Source organism: Bacteroides cellulosilyticus DSM 14838 (assembly GCF_000158035.1).
Lineage (GTDB): Bacteria > Bacteroidota > Bacteroidia > Bacteroidales > Bacteroidaceae > Bacteroides > Bacteroides cellulosilyticus.
The window spans coordinates 2020278-2038801 of the sequence record NZ_EQ973490.1; the positions used below are offsets into that span (position 1 = coordinate 2020278).

The following is an 18524-nucleotide window of genomic DNA, read 5'->3' on the forward strand; positions in this document are numbered from 1 at the left end:
GAAAAGAAATGAATGAATTCCGCCAACGACTAAAAGTAATATCTTTAATGTAATAATAATGAAGAAACAACTCTTTTCAACTCTCCTGTTTGCCTGTTCATTGACTACTTTGACAGCGCAAACTCCTGTATATTTAGATGATACGCAACCCATTGAAGCACGTGTAAAAGATGCTCTCAACCGTATGACACTGGAAGAGAAAGTAGCCCTTTGCCATGCGCAGAGCAAATTCAGCAGTCCCGGTGTGCCCCGTCTTGGTATCCCCGAACTTTGGATGAGTGATGGACCTCACGGTGTTCGTGCAGAAATCAACTGGAACGATTGGGGATATGCCAAATGGACCAATGACAGTATTACTGCTTTTCCTGCCTTGACTTGTCTTGCCGCTACCTGGAATCCGGAAATGTCCGCCATCTACGGCAAGGCTATTGGTGAAGAAGCCCGTTATCGGGAAAAAGATGTTCTTTTGGGCCCCGGCGTTAATATCTATCGTACTCCTCTGAATGGTCGTAACTTTGAATACATGGGAGAAGATCCTTATCTGGCAGGCGTGATGTGTGTACCTTATATTCGGGAGATACAGAAAAACGGGGTTGCCGTAAGTGTGAAACACTATGCTTTGAACAATCAGGAGTTATGGCGTGGACACATTGATGTGCAACTAAGCAACCGTGCCTTACACGAAATCTACCTCCCCGCTTTCAAGGCTGCTGTGCAGAAAGGTGGTGCCTGGACCGTGATGGGAGCCTATAACAAGGTGCGTGGTCAGCATGCCTGCCATAATGATTTTTTGCTGAATAAGATTTTGAAGAATGACTGGGGTTTTGACGGTGTAGTCGTAACCGATTGGGGTGGTGCCCATGATACTTACGAAGCAGCCATGAATGGCTTGGACATCGAGATGGGATCCTATACCAACGGTCTGACCTCAGAAAGTGCATTTACCTTCGACGATTATTATCTGGCTAAGCCTTATCTCCGGATGTTGAAGGAAGGTAAGGTGCCTATGAGCACAGTGGATGATAAAGCCTCCCGTATTCTTCGCTTGATATTCCGCACGGCGATGAATCGTCAGAAACCTTATGGTTCGCTGACAAGTGAAGAGCATTATCAGGCTGCCCGTGAGATTGGTAATGAGGGTATTGTGCTTCTGAAAAACACACCTGTCCAGAAAAAAGGTACCCCTTTGCTGCCGCTTGATGACTCTAAATATCAACGTATACTGGTAGTAGGTGACAATGCTGTCCGTTTGTTGAACGAAGGAGGCGGTTCTTCTGAACTGAAGGTAAAAGATATGATATCTCCACTCGATGGTATGCGTGCTCTTTATGGTGACAAGGTAGTTTATACGAAAGGTTACGCTGCCGGACGTCCGATGTATGGGCGTGCAGAAGAAATTCCCCAGTCGGTGATGGATTCCTTGCGCACAGCAGCAACTGAACTTGCCAAAGAAGCCGATCTTGTGATTTTGTTCGGTGGATTGAATAAGAATCATTTCCAGGATTGTGAAGCCGGCGACCGTGTGACATACGGTTTGCCATTCGGACAAAATGAACTGATTGAATCTCTGTTGGGAGTCAATAAAAATATGGTATTGGTATTGTTGAGTGGTAATGCCGTGGAAATGCCTTGGCTGAATAAAGTTCCGGCCATCCTGCAAGGCTGGTATCTGGGATCTATGGGTGGTAATTCACTTGCTGATGTACTGAGTGGTGCAGTGAATCCCAGCGGAAAACTTCCTTTCTCCTTTCCTGTGAAATTGGCGGATTGCGGTGCACATGCATTTGACGAATTGAGTTATCCGGGCGATAGTATCAAGCAGGTCTATAAAGAAGATATTCTGGTAGGTTATCGCTGGCATGATACCAAGAAGATTCCCGCCTTATTCCCTTTCGGGTATGGTTTGAGTTATACGACTTTTACCTATGGCAAACCGGTAGCTTCTGCTAAAACAATAACTGCTGACAATTCTCTGACTGTGACCATTCCTGTAAAGAATTCGGGTAGTATTGCTGGAAAGGAAGTCGTACAACTGTATGTAGGAGATGAAAAATGTAGTGTTCTGCGTCCTGTGAAAGAGTTAAAGGCATTCCAAAAGATAACTTTGGCACCGGGTGAAGAAAAAGAAGTAACTTTCACCATCACTCCGGATGATTTGAAGTTCTATGATGAAACTGTTGGCGGATGGACGGCAGAACCGGGTAAGTTTAAGGCTTATATCGGAGCCTCTTCCGCGGATATTCGTGGAACGATTCCGTTCGAGTTGAAATAAGATAGTGATTGCTGAATGGGGAAGGGGTGTGGAGTGTTTTCGCATTTCTTCTCCATTTATTATATTCCCCTTTATATAAGCCCTTTGCAGGGCTTTTTTTCGATAATATCTATCGAACCTACAGTTAGAAATTACTTTTTATTTTTCTGTAAAATCAATAAGTTTATCAGGCAACTTGTTTCATAAACTTACGGATTTATCTGTCACAGTATGTCTACTGCTGTGGATGTTTTGCAAATCTTTATCTATTTTCTTAGGTATTTCTATTGTTTTTATTGAGAAGGCTTACTACTTTTGTATGCGGACGTCACAGGTATGGGAGTTTACTGTCCAACTACAAATGTGGTACGTCCGTATGCAAACTTCTTACTGCTTGACGAAGTAAATAGCTCATTGTGTGGTAGTTCAACTCATAGAGGTTTGCTTAATAGACCTTTACTTTTAGAGGATATTTCGTTTCTTTCTTGGAATGAAGTGAACATTAGTAGTTAATTTACGAAGTTAATAACAAATAAAAAGGTATTCAGTTATAAGGAATACAACATCGAAGATGAATAATTCTACGGAACTTTCCACCCTTTGGACATTTTTAGACAATATAACCAATAATCTGAAAAGTCAGAGATTAGCGGATGTATTCCGTTTTATTTCTTTTTATCCTTTTGAGACCTATGGACCTCACAAACATTTGCGTATTGAGATTAACCATGTTAAAAAGGGCAATTGCATTCTGTATTTGGACAATGAGAGCATCAATTTTGTTGAGGGTGATACCATGATCATTCTCTCGAATGTCAATCATACGTTTGAGGCAGGCTCTGGTGGAACTACTTTAATGCAGCTTGAATTTCTTCCTGAGATATTTTCCGGTTTTGATTTAAACTTTCCGAATTGTATAGATGGTACGTCACCAAATTCCATCTCTCTTTTCTCGGAAGAGAACAAGCTGATTAAAATAGTGAATAATATAGGTATTATGCGTGTAGTACAACGCATTGTAAACGAATTGGAAGGGAAGAATTCCTATTATCAATATTTGGTTGTGATGTTTTATGCAGAGTTGATGGTTCTTATTTATCGTTATATGGATGAAAACTATTTGCCTGTTTGCCAAAATGATGCTTTAAAAAAAGCTATATCCTTTATTCGTTTCAATTTTCATCAGGACATTAGTATTAATGATGTAGCTGCGCATGCCGGCATTAGTGAACGTTACCTCAGAAGCTTATTTTTGCAATACTTGAATTTTTCTCCTTTAGATTATCTGAATCAAATACGTATTAATAAATCTATTGAGCTGCTTCGAAATACAGAATTATCTGTAAAAGAGGTCAGTTTCCAATGTGGATTCCAGTCACCACAATACTTTTCACGCATCTTCAAACAGCGAACTGGGATATCTCCACGTGAAGTAACCAGATAGTATTTCCGTTTTGTACATTATTTCTTTTTATATGAGCCTTTTCGGACACGTCTTACAATCTTGATTTATCCATTCTTTTCGTTAAGTGAACTAACTTTGCTCTTACCGGAACAAAGAGTATAACTTTATAAAAAAGAATGAAAAATGAAAGAATGGAAAGATGATAAGACTCTGATAACCTTGATAAAAGCCGAACTCTACACGGCAGTTATCGGAGATATTATGGATAAGATGGGATATCTCCATCAGTTTCTCCCCCCTCATATTCGTCCGCTTCGTGATGATATGTTGATAGCCGGACGGGCTATGACTGTTTTGGAAGCCGACGTACATGACAATTCTGCATCGGGGGGAAATAATCCTCTGTTACAGCGTTCCTTCGGCTTGATGTTGGAGGCATTGGATGATTTGAAGGAAGATGAAGTGTATATCTGCTCCGGTTCTTCTCCGGAATATGCTTTGTGGGGAGAATTGATGAGTGCTCGCGCTATGCAATGCAAAGCCGCAGGAGCTGTTGTAAATGGATACTCACGCGATACCAAAGGTATTTTAGCTTTAGACTTTCCTTGTTTCTCGTATGGTCCTTATGCGCAGGATCAGGCTCCTCGTGGAAAAGTTATTGATTACCGCGTTCCCATTGAGGTAGACGGGGTTTTGGTCAATGATGGTGATATGCTGATTGGGGATATTGACGGTGTATGTGTGGTTCCTCGTCGGATAGAAGAAGAGGTTTTTACCCGTGCATTGGAGAAGGCACGTGGTGAACGGATAGTATTGAAGAAAATACAGGAAGGTATGCGGGCACGTGATGCTTTTGACAAGTTTGGTATAATGTAGATTTAATTTGAGTTTGAAGATGAAGATAACTGATGTAAAGGTGTGGTTGGTGCAAGGCATCAAATACAATTGGACATTATTAAAGATTTATACGGATGCTGGTTATACGGGAGTAGGTGAAGCTACCAACTGGCCGGGTAGCCCTGTCGTTTATGAAGCTGTTAAGCATGTTGGACAGCGTATAATAGGTCTAGATCCGATGAGAACGGATTTTATTTGGACGAAACTGTATCGTGACTTGAATTGGATAGGCCCGTATGGTGCGAGTATGTGTGCTATTAGTGGTATTGATATGGCTTTGTTGGATTTGAAGGGTAAGGTATTGAATGCTCCCTGCTATGAATTGCTGGGAGGAGCATATCGTAAAGATATTCTTCTGTATGCAAATTATTGGTTTACAAAAGGTAAACATAATGAGGAGGACTATGCTGCCCAGGCACGGATCGTAAAAGAGGCTGGTTTTACCGGTTTGAAGTTTGATCCGTTTGCGCATACAAACTATTTTTATGGTGAGGATTTGGCTTCTAATCTGACATTGACCCCTGCACAACAAGATTTGGCATTCAATGTATCTAAAGCTGTGCGGGAGGCTGTGGGTCCTGAGATGGATATTATGATAGAGACACATGCCATGTTGAACTACCGTATTGCCGTGAAAATGGCGGAACGTTTGGCTAAGTTGGATATCACTTGGTATGAAGAACCGGCAGGTCCTGAGAGTTCACAAACTTTGCGGGCTATGCGTGAGCGTATTCCCTCAGATGTGACTATTTGTGTGGGCGAACGGCACTATACGCGATTTGGTATCCGTTCGTTACTTGAGAAACATGTCTGTGATATTATTATGCCGGACATAACCCGTTGTGGTGGTCCTTCTGAAATGAAGCGGATGGCTACCATGGCTGAGGCTTATAATGTATTGATCGCTCCACATAATCCTAATGGGCCATTGTCTACATTGGCCTCGTCGCATGTTTGTGCCGCCATTCCTAATTTTTTCAGGCAGGAATTTATGTTTAATGATGTGGCTTGGAGGGATACAGTTATTGATCATCCCATTTCGGAAATGGTGTATGACGGGTATCTGCATCTGTCTGACAGACCCGGTTTGGGAGTAGATTTGGTTGAAGATGAATTGGAGAAACATACCGGTATCGTAGCCGATGCTCCTGATAATTTTTATATTTGATAAGATATGGCATTTACTATTGACTTAAAAGAAAAAGTCGTACTGGTTACCGGTGTATCTTCTGGCATTGGTTTAGGTGTTGCACGCGAATTTGCTCGTGCGGGTGCTGATGTGGCGGGTTGTTCACGTAAGGCGGCAAATGATGAAAGTATAGTTACTTATGTGGAGGCTGTAGAAAGTGAGGGGAGTCGGGGGCTTTATGTGCAGGCAGATGTTACAAAAGAGCAGGATTTGGAACAGTTGGTTAGAAAGGTGATTGATACATTTGGCAGGCTGGATATTCTTGTGTCCAATGCCGGGATGAATGTTTTTGAGGGCGCAGAACATTGTGATGAAGAGCATTGGAGATATAATCTTGATTTGAATCTGGCTTCACATTGGCGCTTGGCAAAACTTTGCAGGCCCTATTTGAAACAAACGAAAGAGGGGGTTATTTTGCTAATGACTTCAAACCATGCGTTTTGTACAATTCCTGGATGTTTTCCTTACAATGTCACGAAGACGGCTATAACGGGCTTAGTACACAGCTTGGCTATAGAATGGGGACCTGAGATACGGACAGTGGGTGTAGCACCGGGGTTTATCGATACGGCAGGAAATGACACTTGGTTCAATTCTTTTCCTGATGCAAATGCCGAACGTCAGCGTACGGTTGATCATCATCCGGTAAAGAAACTTGGTACGGCAGAAGAGGTTGGTGCTTTATGTGTCTATCTGGCTTCCCCGATAGCTTGTTTTATTAGTGGAACCACTGTACTGATGGATGGAGGCCGTTCGGCATTGATGCAGGATTTTTAATAATGAAAGAATCAACATGAAAGCGAATCTACTATATCGTTGTTATGACACGATTGGAGAGGCTGTTACTTGGCTTCCGGATATGAAAACTTTGTTGTGGGTTGATATTGACAGTGGTATCCTGCATCAGTATAATCTGGAGAGCCAGAAGATGGAAGAACACCAATTTCCCGAAATGATAACTGCTGTCATTCCCTGGAAAGGGCATGAGCATGAAATCATTTTGGCAATGAAGAATCGTCTGGTTGTTTATCATCTTGTAGAAAGAGAGTATCAGGTGCTTTTAGAATTGACAGGTCTGCATTCACAGTTGCGCACTAATGATTGTAAAGCGTCTCCGGAGGGTCGTATTTGGTGTGGAGTAATGCATTTGATGGAACATACCCGTACCGGAAGCTTGTACTGTATTAATAATGATTTGTCTTGGGTGCCAGTTCTGACTGAGCAATATATTCCAAATGGAATGGTCTGGAATAAGGCTGGTGACCGGATGTATTACATTGATTCAGGTCGTGGCTGTATCGAAGAATATGGATATAGTTGTTCAGCTAAAATAACCTGGCGACGTACAGTTGTACAAGTTCCACCGGAATACGGAGTCCCGGATGGAATGACTATCGACGCTGATGGACTTTTATGGGTAGCACATTGGGGAGGATTTGGGGTGTATATATGGGATCCCGATACTGGAAAGTTAGTAGACAAGGTAGATGTGCCTGCCCCTAATGTCGCTTCTTGCACTTTTGGCGGAATCGGGGATAGCAGGTTGTTCATAACGACAGCTTTAGACGGGCTTTCTGATATGGAACGTAGAGAATATCCTTTGAGTGGCAGTGTTTTCGTTGTCGATGTACCTAAAGTTGTTCCAGGCGAGAATCATTACCCATTTATAACTGATTAATTGAAAAATTATGCATATCTCTGTTATTGATTTGATTATCTTTTTTGCCTACTGTTTATTGATTTTATTTGTAGGACTCTTTGTTTCCCGTAGAAACAAAAAAGAAACACAGAGTGCAAAAGGATATTTTTTGGCGGGAAGAGGACTGGCTTGGTGGGCAATCGGTGCTTCTATTATTGCTTCGAATATTTCGGCTGAACAGTTTGTCGGGATGTCCGGTTCAGGTTATGCTATCGGCTTGGCTATGGCAACTTATGAATGGATTGCTGCACTGGGGCTGTTGATTGTGGCAAAGTTTTTCATACCGATTTTCCTTGAGAAGAAGATATTTACAATGCCTCAATTTCTGGAAGAACGGTTTGATAGTCGTGTAAAGTCTGTAATGGCGTTTTTCTGGCTGGTTGTTTTTGTGTTTATTAATCTGACTTCCATTCTTTATCTGGGAGCGCTGACCATTGAGAAGATTATGGGAGTACCCATGATTGTGGGAGTGCTGGGATTGGCCATATTTGCAGGAGTCTATTCTATTTATGGCGGATTGAAAGCAGTGGCCTTGACAGATGTGATTCAAGTGGTATTTTTAATAGGTGGCGGATTAATAACAACTTATATTGCACTGGATACTCTGGGAATGGGGGAAGGAGTAGTACAAGGTTTTAAAAATCTTTATGTACAGACCGAAGATAAGTTCCATCTTATACTTGACAAGTCTCACCCTAGTTATATGGATCTTCCGGGTATCTCTGTTATTATAGGTGGTTTATGGGTCGCCAATCTCTATTATTGGGGGTGTAACCAATATATTATTCAACGTGCCCTGGCGGCTAAATCAGTGAGTGAAGCCCAGAAGGGAATGTTGTTTGCCGGTTTTATCAAGTTGCTTATTCCATTGCTGGTTGTCATTCCGGGCATTGCGGCTTTTGCTTTGAATGCTCCATTGGAAAAATCAGATGAAGCTTACCCTTGGTTGTTGAGCAATTTACTCCCCGTAGGCATAAAAGGGGTTGCATTCGCAGCGCTAACAGCGGCTATTGTTAGTTCTTTAGCATCTATGATGAATAGTATAGCTACTATTTTTACAATGGATATTTATCGTTCGTATATCCGTCCGCAAGTTGGGGAGGCTGATTTGGTACATGTGGGCCGCTGGACCAGCTTTATATCTTTGGTAATTGCTGTTATAATAGCGCCTATGTTATCCGGACTTGATCAGGCATTTCAGTATATTCAAGAATTTACGGGTTTTATCAGTCCGGGTGCATTAGCAATTTTCCTTGCAGGTTTCTTTTATCGCAAAGCCACAGCCAATGGAGCATTAGCAGCTGCTTTAGGAACCTTTATCTTTTCCCTTTTACTAAAATTCCTTTGTCCGGGGTTGCCTTGGATGGACAGGATGGGGATTGTCTTTTTGCTTTGCTGCGGATTGATTGTTATGCTGAGAAACCGAACACAAATTGATGTGTCTGCATCTCCGGTACGATGGTCACTTTTCCGCACTGGAAAATTATTTAATATTTTGTCTTGTATCATTATTGCCATTCTGATTTATTTCTACTGTTTGTGGTGGTAAAAAGTAGAAAGGCATTCTGGGATAAGTCAGATATTTATTTCTTTAAATCTAATAATTGTTTTGTGTTATGAAAAATTATTTATTGACGTTGATTGGATTGCTATTCGCAATCGGATTGTCTGCACAGACAGTGAAAGTTACTGGTACAGTTTTGGATGAAGGTAGGCAGCCTTTATTGGGTGTAAGTATTTTTGTGCAATCCAATAGAGCTCATGGAACTGTAACGGAATTAAATGGTAGGTTTACCATTGATGTAGCGGTAGGAGAGAAGTTGGTTTTCTCTTATATGGGATTTGTGAATAAAACTGTGCTTATAAACAAAGCTGAACATGATTTGCTTGTCATTATGGAAGAAGATAAGCAGGCTTTGGATGAAGTAGTGGTTATTGGATACGGTACGGCGAAAAAGAAAGATATAACAGGTGCTATATCTTCCGTATCGGCAGATAAACTGAAGGAAACTCCGGCAGTCAGTCTGAATCAGGCTCTTCAAGGCAAAAGTGCAGGTGTACAAGTGCAGTTAAGTGATAATTCTCCCGGTGGAGGTGTCAGTGTGCTTATTCGTGGAAAAGGTTCTATTAATCAGTCAAATGATCCGATTTATGTAGTTGATGGTATCATTATGGAAGGTACTTTGAATAATATCAATGTCAATGATATTGCCTCTATTGATATTCTGAAGGATGCATCTGCTGCAGCTATTTATGGTTCAAGAGCAGCCAATGGAGTAGTGATTGTGACAACAAAAAAGGGCGAAGAAGGAAAGGCAAGAGTGTCATTCAGTGCCCGGACCTCATTTCAGTCTCCCTCCAACTTGCCTAAAATGTTAACGGCACAGGAATTGGCTGAAATCCGTATTGAGGGGAATGTAAACTCACAAATGGATGCAAAATTCTTGGCAAATCCACAAATGAGCATAGAAGAATACCGCAGTGAGTTTAATGCCTTGAAGCAACAGTATGCCAAGGAATTACCCACATCTATGTTTTCGGATGTTGAAAGACAAACTTTACTTGCCGGTGAAACGTATGACTGGTATGATCAAATATCACAAACTGGTGTGGTTCAGGATTATACGGTTTCATTGTCTGGTGGTACAAATAAAACGAATTATTATATCAGCGCTAATTATTATGATCAGAAGGGTATTATTCAGGGAACAGGACATAGGCGTTTTAGTTTTCGTGTAAATCTGGAACAGCAAATAAAGTCTTGGCTAAAAGTAGGGGTTAATTCAAGCTATTATGATGGCGCAACTACTTATGGAGGAGCTAATATTGGAAATGGATTAGGTGCAAATCCGATGTACCCGTTTGAGATAGATGGTAAAGCGCCTTTGGAGTTACCTTACTATACGAATCCCGGACAAAGTAATCCGGTCTTATCCAAACAGATAGATAATGATGCAAAGTCCAACCGTTTTTCTATGAATGCATATTTAAAGATAGATATTACAAAAGATTTATTTTTAAAGAGTAGCGTGTCTTTGGATCAGGTGAATAATTTTTCTGGATATTTCGCTCCTTCAAACATAAAACAGGGGCAAAGCGTGAAAGGTGAAGCACAAATAAAGAATAACAGATGGACTGACGTTATGCAGGAAAATTCACTGAACTATTCTAAGTTGTTCCAAGAGGTACATAGGGTGAATGTGATGTTGGGCAACACTGTTCAGGTAAATAATTATTTTGGTAATACGCAATATGGGAATGGGTTCGCTACGAATGTAATGGGATATAATAATATCAGTTCGGCATCTGAATTTCCGGCGGGAAAGCAATCTTCCAGTAAAACCAGATGGGCCTTGGCTTCTTTTATCGGTCGATTGAATTATGCTTATAAGGATAATTATATTTTTACTTTTACAGGACGTTATGATGGTAATTCCCGCTATGCTGAGGGACATAAATGGGGCTTTTTCCCGTCAGTAGCCGGTGCTTGGCGTATTTCCGGAGAAAGGTTTATGGAAAAGGCGCATTGGCTTGATGATCTGAAATTACGTTTTGGTTGGGGACAACTGGGTAATAGTAATGTAGCGCTTTATTCATCGTTTACTAAATTATCCCCCGGAATCACAGTCGATTACCAAGGAAATTCGGTAAATACCATCCAAAATTCAGATCAGTTTATGGGTAATAAGGATTTGCGTTGGGAACGTCAGGAACAGATCAATGCAGGGGTTGATTTAGCGGCTTTTAATAACCGTTTGCGTTTTACTCTGGATGTGTATAAGAAAAACAGTAAGGATTTGGTTTTGCAAACTCCTTTACCGGTGACTACCGGTTATCTGAACATTTATTCTAATGTGGGTGAATTGGAAAACAAAGGTATCGAAATTTCTTTGGGAGGACGAATCATTGCTACCAAGGACTTTTCCTGGGATTTGGATGTAAATTGGGCAACTAACAAAAATAAATTGAAGTCCTTGTATGGAGGTATCAAGGAAAGGATGAACGACGCATCTAATCCATTAAATGCCGGTTGGTGGGTAGGAAAGCCTCTGGGTACGATATATACCTATCGATATGAAGGTATTTGGCAATGGGATGATGATAGGGTTCTAATGGATAAAATGAAAGATGGTCGCGAAGGTGGTGATACTTATTATCCTGGTGAAAACAAAATTGCTGATTTGGACGGAGATGGACAGATAACAACTAATGATAGGGAAATTGTTGGTTATACTGATCCGAAGGGGTATGGAGGGATATCCACTACTTTGAATTATAAGAATTGGACTTTGAATGTAATATTCAATTATGTGTATGGTAATGATGTTTTCAACAGATCTTATCATGAATATACGCTGGGTGCAGGCTATGGAACTCTGAACATGTTCAATGATGAACTGAATCGTTGGAGTGTTAATAATACAAGTGGTTCCATACCGAGAGCTCATTCCAATAATCTGGATAGAATGTTGATATCCAGTAGAGTTATGCAGGATGGTTCTTACCTGCGTATGAAGAATGTGACATTGAACTATCAGTTCCCTCTGAAGTGGATTAACAAGGTGGGATTGAGTAATCTGAATCTTTATGTTTCAGGAGAGAATTTGCTGACATGGACAGGGTTTAAGGGAGCCGATCCGGAATCCGTAGGTACGGGTTATGATGAGACTTATCCGAACGCACGTTCTTTCACTTTGGGATTAAATGTTAGTTTTTAAGGTTGTACAAATAAAAATACGAAGTATGAAAAAGATATATATATATGCATTGGCTGGAGTTTTAGCTTTATCTTCATGCGATGAGTTTTTAAGAGAGGAACCGGAAGATTTCATGTCTGCTGAATCTGAAGACGTAGATGAGGCATTGATTGAGGCAGAAATACAGGGAGCTTATAAGTCTACTTTGTGGTTTAAAAATGGACGTCAGGGGTTTATTGGGATAACCGGTACGGATGAGGCCAGAGGAAAAACGGTGGAAGTTAACTATTGGGCTGAACAAGGAGCGATAGACCGCTACAACACGTCATTGAATGCTGACAATTGGTTGACGAAATGGTTGTGGGACTCCGGTTATTTCGGTATATCACGTTCCAATACAGCAATTAATGCTGTACGTAACTATACAGGCAGTACGGAGGAATGGAGGCTTAGTAAAGAAGCTGAGGCGCGCTTTGTCCGTGCATTCGATTATTTTATGTTGGTACAGAACTTTGGTGGTGTTCCCTTGATTACTGAGGAAACGGTTCTTTCTGCCACTCCTAATTATCCACGGATTGATAAGGCTGAAATTTATAAATATATAATCCAGGACTTAGAATTTTGCGAATCACACCTAAAGACAGATTATCGTGCAGGACGACCTACGGTTGGTGCAGCCAAGGCTATGCTGATGAAAGTTTATATGTATGCACCGGAGTCTACCGGCATACGGAGTTATTCTGAAGCAAAACGCCTTTTTGAGGAAATAGAAGGTTTAGGCGTATATTCTTTGCAACCGTCTTATGCCGATTTATTTAAGCCGGAATTTGAGAATGGTGTGGAATCTGTTTATGAGTTTCAGTTTGAATATCCGGATGAGCAAAATCAATTTCAATATTTTTGTGGAAGCAGAGCTCTCGACCAGTTTACAGAGGGAGGTGGATTTGGTATATTTCTGCCGAGTGAGAGGTACTTGGGGTTGTTTGATGATACGGATGAACGGTTTGATGCCAGTGTCCGGACTAAGTTCTATGATAAGAATGGCAATTTGCTGACCTCGGCGGCCGATCCGGAATATATAGCTCCTCATTGCAAGAAATATGAAGATTATGATCGTGTAATGGATGCCGGAGCCAGCTCGAAAAATATCTATTTTATCCGCTATGCTGATCTAATCCTGTTATATGCAGAATGTCTTTTGGCGGAGAATGACTTGGCTGGTGCAAAGCAGCAAGTTATCCGTGTCCGTAATCGTGCAAAGGTTTCCACTCCGATTACAGCCTCAAATAATACAGAAATGCTCGACTTCATTTATGAGGAACGCATGCGTGAATTGGGGATGGAAGGTTGGAGAAGAATGGACTTGATACGTCGTGGAGCAGATTATTTTGCTGCGCAAGTTGATAAGTATAATCCGTTTGCGAAGGGAAATGTACAGCCATATCATGCTTTTTATCCAATTCCAACGAATGAAATTAATATGAATGACGGAATAGGGGCGGAAGATCAGAATGAAGGATATAAATGAAAAAAGTACAACTATGAATAAACTGTTGTTAGGATTGATTTTTACAATACTTTTGTGCGCAAGCTGTACCAATAGGGGGATGGTTGCTATAGATAATGGTATTGTAAAGCTGGAATTTGATTTGAAGCAGGGAACTTATAAAGGAATTGATGTGGAAACAGGACAAACCTGTATTTACGATGCCTCTTGGCGCGTGAATGATTTTCTTTCTACGGATGCAGACTCCATCTATTATCAGATAGAGGCAATTCAGGATTCGTTGGGAAAAGGTCAATCTATACAGGTTGTTTCAGTAAAGAAAGGACAACCGGACTTGGTTTTTAATTTTAATTTGTATGATCAGGAACCCTTTGTCATAATGTATGGTGGTATCCGTAACGGAACCTCAGAAGGTATACAGATTAAAGAAATATCGCCGGTTGCAAACGCCCGTTTGTTTTACGGAGCGGATATCTCTAAAAATTTCAAGCTTATAGACGGTGAAGGTGGAGGTTGCCCGACTTATATTCGTGAAACTCCTTCTTTGTTGTCACAAAACAACATGATACTTCATTTCGGAACTGACGATGACTTTCATACTTTGGTGGGTGGAGGTGCTTCTTATGGAGAGTTTGCCAAGTATGCCTTAATAGGAGAAAAAGAACAAAGGAAGGCTGACTTGAAGGAACATCCGGTAGAAGACTTGCAGTTGGTTTCTTATATCGATGTAGGAGAAGAGGCTGTTGGCACGGACACTGTTCAGCCGTATATTACACTTTCTTCCGGTGCTCCTTATAAGTTTGAGGGAAACATAGCCTACAAAGAGGCAAGGACTGTAGTATGGGCGGACAGGGAAATAGGCGTTAAGCTGCATAATCTGGATAAAGATAAATCCTACATTGTAGGCTTGTCGTGGTGTGATGATGCGGACAGACGAAAACAGACGGTACATCTCAAATATGGTGATAAGGAGATAACTTGTATTGAAGATTGTCGGCTGCCTTCTTTGGCAAAAGGAGAGAATGCCCAAATCATTTATTTTGAGATTCCGGCAGCGGCCAATGAACTGGAACCGCAATTATTGGTGAAACAGGCTGGTGGTGATAATGTTGTGATCAGTGAAGTACTTATTTATGAAGGGAAACTTCCGGAAGAACGCTTGAATAAGCCTGAAACGGTTGAAATTCCTGCGGCTGATTTTACCAGGTGCACCCTGAATTTATATGCATCAGATGTTATAGGTAAACTTGTGGATGCAAAGTCAGGATATATGACGGAGAAGGACCGGTTCTACTTGGATTTTGTAACTGCCAATCCAATTTATTCTGCTGAAAAGTATGCGCAGACTTTACGGATCTTACAGCAAATAAATTTGAATTACTACTATTTTCCGACAATTTGTATGTGGTATGCCATGATGCCTATTTATGGTGGAAATATTGTCATGGGGACAAATGATACTGTTGGAGCCGTAGAAGAAATGAAACGTGTAAAACTGAGTGGATTCTTAAAATATACTACCATGGGTATTCGTCTTGTACCCGATTGTTATGATGAAAACAATGAGAATGGTTGGTGGGATGATGAGCACTGGCGTTTACGTGGGAGCGGACCGCAGGGAGAAAGTATGAAGTTGAAATCAGGTCATTACCGTGCCCCTTATGATACTTCCAGGAAATGGGCACAAGCTATTTTGGATTTGGGCGGCTTGCCATTTACCTACTTTCAAACGGCGGTTCGCTCGAAAGATTATGCGGAAGCTTATCCGCAACATATGCTTTTTAATGAATCTTTTCATGAGATTGATACCTTCGACTGGCTGAATAAAAATTATACGACTTATGATTTTACTGACATCGGTTTCTTGGCACACATGCGTGATGTATATCACAATTTGAACGACGCAGGTATCGTCGGTATGATGTTTGATTATCCATATACGGGGTGGCCAGTTTATGGCGGGATGGATGACAAATATAGTACAGCAGCCGGTGCTTATCGTACGATTTTTAAATTGGCTTCAGAAGGGTTGGGCAACAAAGCATATATCCACGAACGTAATTTGAAGTATGGCTCTGATATTGCATTGGGGTATGTGGCTTCCCAGCGTACCTGGGGAGATACAGATGTCATTACTCCGGAGATGGTAGCTCGAAGTGGATTACGATGGTATAAAAACCGTGTTGTGGTAAATTATGATATGGATGCAAAGAACTTGTTGAAGGCACAACCGGCAGATTCGGAAGATGGAATAAATAAATTGTTGACTATGTCTTATGTGACGGCTTCCCGTTTGCTCTTGGCCAATAGTTTCGGTACATTGGATGCTGAGCACGTATATAAGCTGTCGCGTATTTATCCTTTCCATCAGTTTGCAAGGAGTGCCCGCCCTTTGGATGCTTTCACTACTGACTATCCAAGAGTTTATGGCATGAAGCTTACAGATAAATGGAGTTCGTTGACATTCTTCAATGAAGATGAAGAACATCCTCAAAAGATCAGCATTAAGCTTTCGGGGATAGAAGGACGTGGAGGAGCCGGTTTACATCCCGACAAGCAATATTATATTTATGATTTCTGGAATGATAAACTGATTGGAACTTTCGGTGGTAATGAAACCCTGGAACAAGAGTTGCGCAAAGGGGAGGCAAGACAAATGGCTGTTCGTGAAGTGGAAAGTAATCCGCAAGTTTTGTCTACAGACAGACATTTACTGCAAGGACTCCTGGAATTGTCCGAAGTTTTTTGGAATGAAGAAACGAAGGAATTGACCGGCTATGCTGAGCTGGTGGAGGGTGAATCGATGCATATTACCATAGCAACGAACGGTTGGCAACCCCAGCATTGCACTGTGGCTGATAATGAAGTGGCATGTTCTTTGGAAAACAATTCTGAGAATCTTGTAAAACTTGTTTTGAAGAGTACGCATGGAGGAAAAGTATCTTGGAAATTCTCTTTTAAGAAATAGTTTGTAGAATTTATAAAGTATCTGATAAATTAAAAATACGAAAAAATGAAATATACTGCAATTATATGGGGAGTATTGTTGTTCCTATGTTCTGCTTGTGGACAGAAAACAGAAGTAACTTCGCCCGATGGCAGGAACAAACTGATGTTGATGTTGGATGAATCCGGTTCATTATATTATCAGATTTTTTCCGGTGGGAATGAAATTGTTCGCAGCTCGCTGATGGGGGTGGTTGCGGAGAATGGTAAATATTGTTTTGACAGTGGATTGGTGTATGTGGATCAAACGGGATGGACTATCAATGAAACATATACTTTGCCCACGGGGAAACGCTCTGAATATGTGAATAAGTCAAATGAAAGAACGTTCGTCTATAAAAACGCCGCCGGGCAGTTATTGAAGGTCGTTTGCCGTGCTTATGATGACGGGGTTGCATTCCGTTACGAACTGGGCAATCAGGAGCCGGTAACCATTCGGCATGAACTGACAGAGTGTACTTTGTCGGATGAAACCCATACTTGGATGATGGACTGGATTAAGGATTATGAGAATTTCTACCCGGAACGTGTACTTGATACTATTACGAGACCTACAGAGTTTCTGTTTCCCGTCCTTACATTACAGGATAAGCAGTGGATGTTGATGACGGAAGCTGAAGTGTATTCCATGCCAGCCATGCACTTGTCAAAGGAACCAAAATCTGCTACATTTCATTATGTGTATGCACCTGAAGATTCGGCATTTGTGGCTGAACCTTCTTTTAAGACTTCATGGAAGACTTTTATTATGGGCCAAAATATAGGTGATATTGTAGAATCCTCATTGGTTGAGAATCTGAATCCTTCTACAGATTTCTCTGATATGGATTGGATAAAGCCGGGAGTTGCGGCTTTCCCTTGGTGGGGGAATTATTTGGCAAACAGTTATATCGATACTCTAAAAATGTATGTTGACCTGGCAGCCGAGATGAAGTGGGAGTGGTTGGAATTTGATGTTTCACTAATCAATACTCCGTTCCATTCTTCAAAGGAATGGGAGGATGTGACCTGGATACCGGAATTGACTGCTTATGCAAGGGAGAAAAACATTCTTGTATATGGGTGGGATGAGATGAAGGTGTTGGACAATAAGGCGGGACGTGATTTTGTTTTCGACCGATATAAAGAAATGGGCTTGGATGGAATAAAGATTGATTATATCGATTCTGATTCAAAATATGCAATGATGTTCCGCGATACAGCTTGTGCTGAAGCTGCCAAACGTAAAATGATGGTGAGCTTTCATGGAGAGACTTTGCCGCGGGGACATCGCAGACGTTACCCTAATATCATGACTAATGAAGGAGTGCGAGGAGCTGAATATTATACCTTCAAGGGGGCCCAATCACCTGATAGCCGCCATAATTGTACTTTACCTTTTACACGTAATGTGGTTGGATCTATGGACTACACTCCCGTGACCTTTACTATCCGTGATGAGAATCCGCGTACAACAACGTATGCTCATGAGTTGGCTTTGGCATTTGCCTTTGAATCCGGATGGATTTGTATGGCAGACAGGCCGGCCGCCTATTTGAATTCTCCAGCTCGTCCTTTGCTTGAAAAGATTGAGGCAGCTTGGGACCAGATTCATTTCATAGACGGTTTTCCGGGCGAATATTTCTGTGTGGCTCGATGCAAAGCGGGGAAATGGTTTGTTGCGGGAATTAACGGCGGACAAAAACGTAGAATTAAGGTTCCCTTGTCTTTTCTGGATAAAGGTCAACATACCATAACCTTATATGCTGACAAGGAAGGGAATGAATTGCATGATGTACGCATTGAAACTTTCCCGGAAATAAGTGAGAAAGAGGTGCTGGAAATAGATGTGTTGCCTCATGGAGGCTTTGTACTGGATATTGATTAAAAAAAC

Annotated in this window: 11 protein-coding genes; all 11 read left to right on the plus strand. The window is 41.3% G+C overall.

Annotation, left to right across the window (positions count from 1 at the left end; all coding sequences use genetic code 11):
• Positions 1 to 58 precede the first annotated feature (58 nt).
• The 11 genes from BACCELL_RS11690 (at position 59) to BACCELL_RS11740 (ending at position 18518) form a co-directional block, all read left to right on the plus strand.
• Positions 59 to 2272: a glycoside hydrolase family 3 C-terminal domain-containing protein gene (locus tag BACCELL_RS11690; RefSeq protein ID WP_007212004.1), complete on the plus strand. Its 2214-nt coding sequence runs from the start codon at positions 59 to 61 to the stop codon at positions 2270 to 2272.
• Between the two features lie 550 nt (positions 2273 to 2822).
• Complete coding sequence (locus tag BACCELL_RS11695; RefSeq protein ID WP_007212007.1) at positions 2823 to 3695, plus strand: helix-turn-helix domain-containing protein; 873 nt, start codon at positions 2823 to 2825, stop codon at positions 3693 to 3695.
• Between the two features lie 144 nt (positions 3696 to 3839).
• Positions 3840 to 4532: an RraA family protein gene (locus BACCELL_RS11700; RefSeq protein ID WP_007212008.1), complete on the plus strand. Its 693-nt coding sequence runs from the start codon at positions 3840 to 3842 to the stop codon at positions 4530 to 4532.
• A gap of 19 nt (positions 4533 to 4551) precedes the next feature.
• Positions 4552 to 5721: a mandelate racemase/muconate lactonizing enzyme family protein gene (locus BACCELL_RS11705; RefSeq protein WP_007212009.1), complete on the plus strand. Its 1170-nt coding sequence runs from the start codon at positions 4552 to 4554 to the stop codon at positions 5719 to 5721.
• Positions 5722 to 5727: 6 nt separating this feature from the next.
• Positions 5728 to 6519, plus strand: coding sequence for an SDR family NAD(P)-dependent oxidoreductase (locus tag BACCELL_RS11710; RefSeq protein WP_007212010.1), 792 nt, complete (start codon positions 5728 to 5730; stop codon positions 6517 to 6519).
• Positions 6520 to 6535: 16 nt separating this feature from the next.
• Positions 6536 to 7420, plus strand: a complete 885-nt coding sequence (locus BACCELL_RS11715; RefSeq protein ID WP_007212011.1) for an SMP-30/gluconolactonase/LRE family protein — start codon at positions 6536 to 6538, stop codon at positions 7418 to 7420.
• A gap of 10 nt (positions 7421 to 7430) precedes the next feature.
• Positions 7431 to 8990 carry a sodium/sugar symporter gene (locus BACCELL_RS11720; RefSeq protein WP_007212012.1) on the plus strand — a complete coding sequence of 520 codons (1560 nt, stop codon included), beginning with the start codon at positions 7431 to 7433 and terminating at the stop codon, positions 8988 to 8990.
• Between the two features lie 67 nt (positions 8991 to 9057).
• Positions 9058 to 12159, plus strand: a complete 3102-nt coding sequence (locus BACCELL_RS11725; protein ID WP_007212013.1) for a SusC/RagA family TonB-linked outer membrane protein — start codon at positions 9058 to 9060, stop codon at positions 12157 to 12159.
• 25 nt (positions 12160 to 12184) lie between these two features.
• Positions 12185 to 13666, plus strand: a complete 1482-nt coding sequence (locus tag BACCELL_RS11730; protein ID WP_026367222.1) for a RagB/SusD family nutrient uptake outer membrane protein — start codon at positions 12185 to 12187, stop codon at positions 13664 to 13666.
• A 13-nt stretch (positions 13667 to 13679) separates the two neighbouring features.
• Positions 13680 to 16613 carry a hypothetical protein gene (locus BACCELL_RS11735; RefSeq protein WP_149924412.1) on the plus strand — a complete coding sequence of 978 codons (2934 nt, stop codon included), beginning with the start codon at positions 13680 to 13682 and terminating at the stop codon, positions 16611 to 16613.
• Between the two features lie 45 nt (positions 16614 to 16658).
• A complete protein-coding gene (locus BACCELL_RS11740; protein ID WP_007212016.1) occupies positions 16659 to 18518 on the plus strand; it encodes a glycoside hydrolase family 97 protein in 1860 nt (619 codons plus the stop codon).
• The last annotated feature ends 6 nt before the right edge of the window (positions 18519 to 18524 follow it).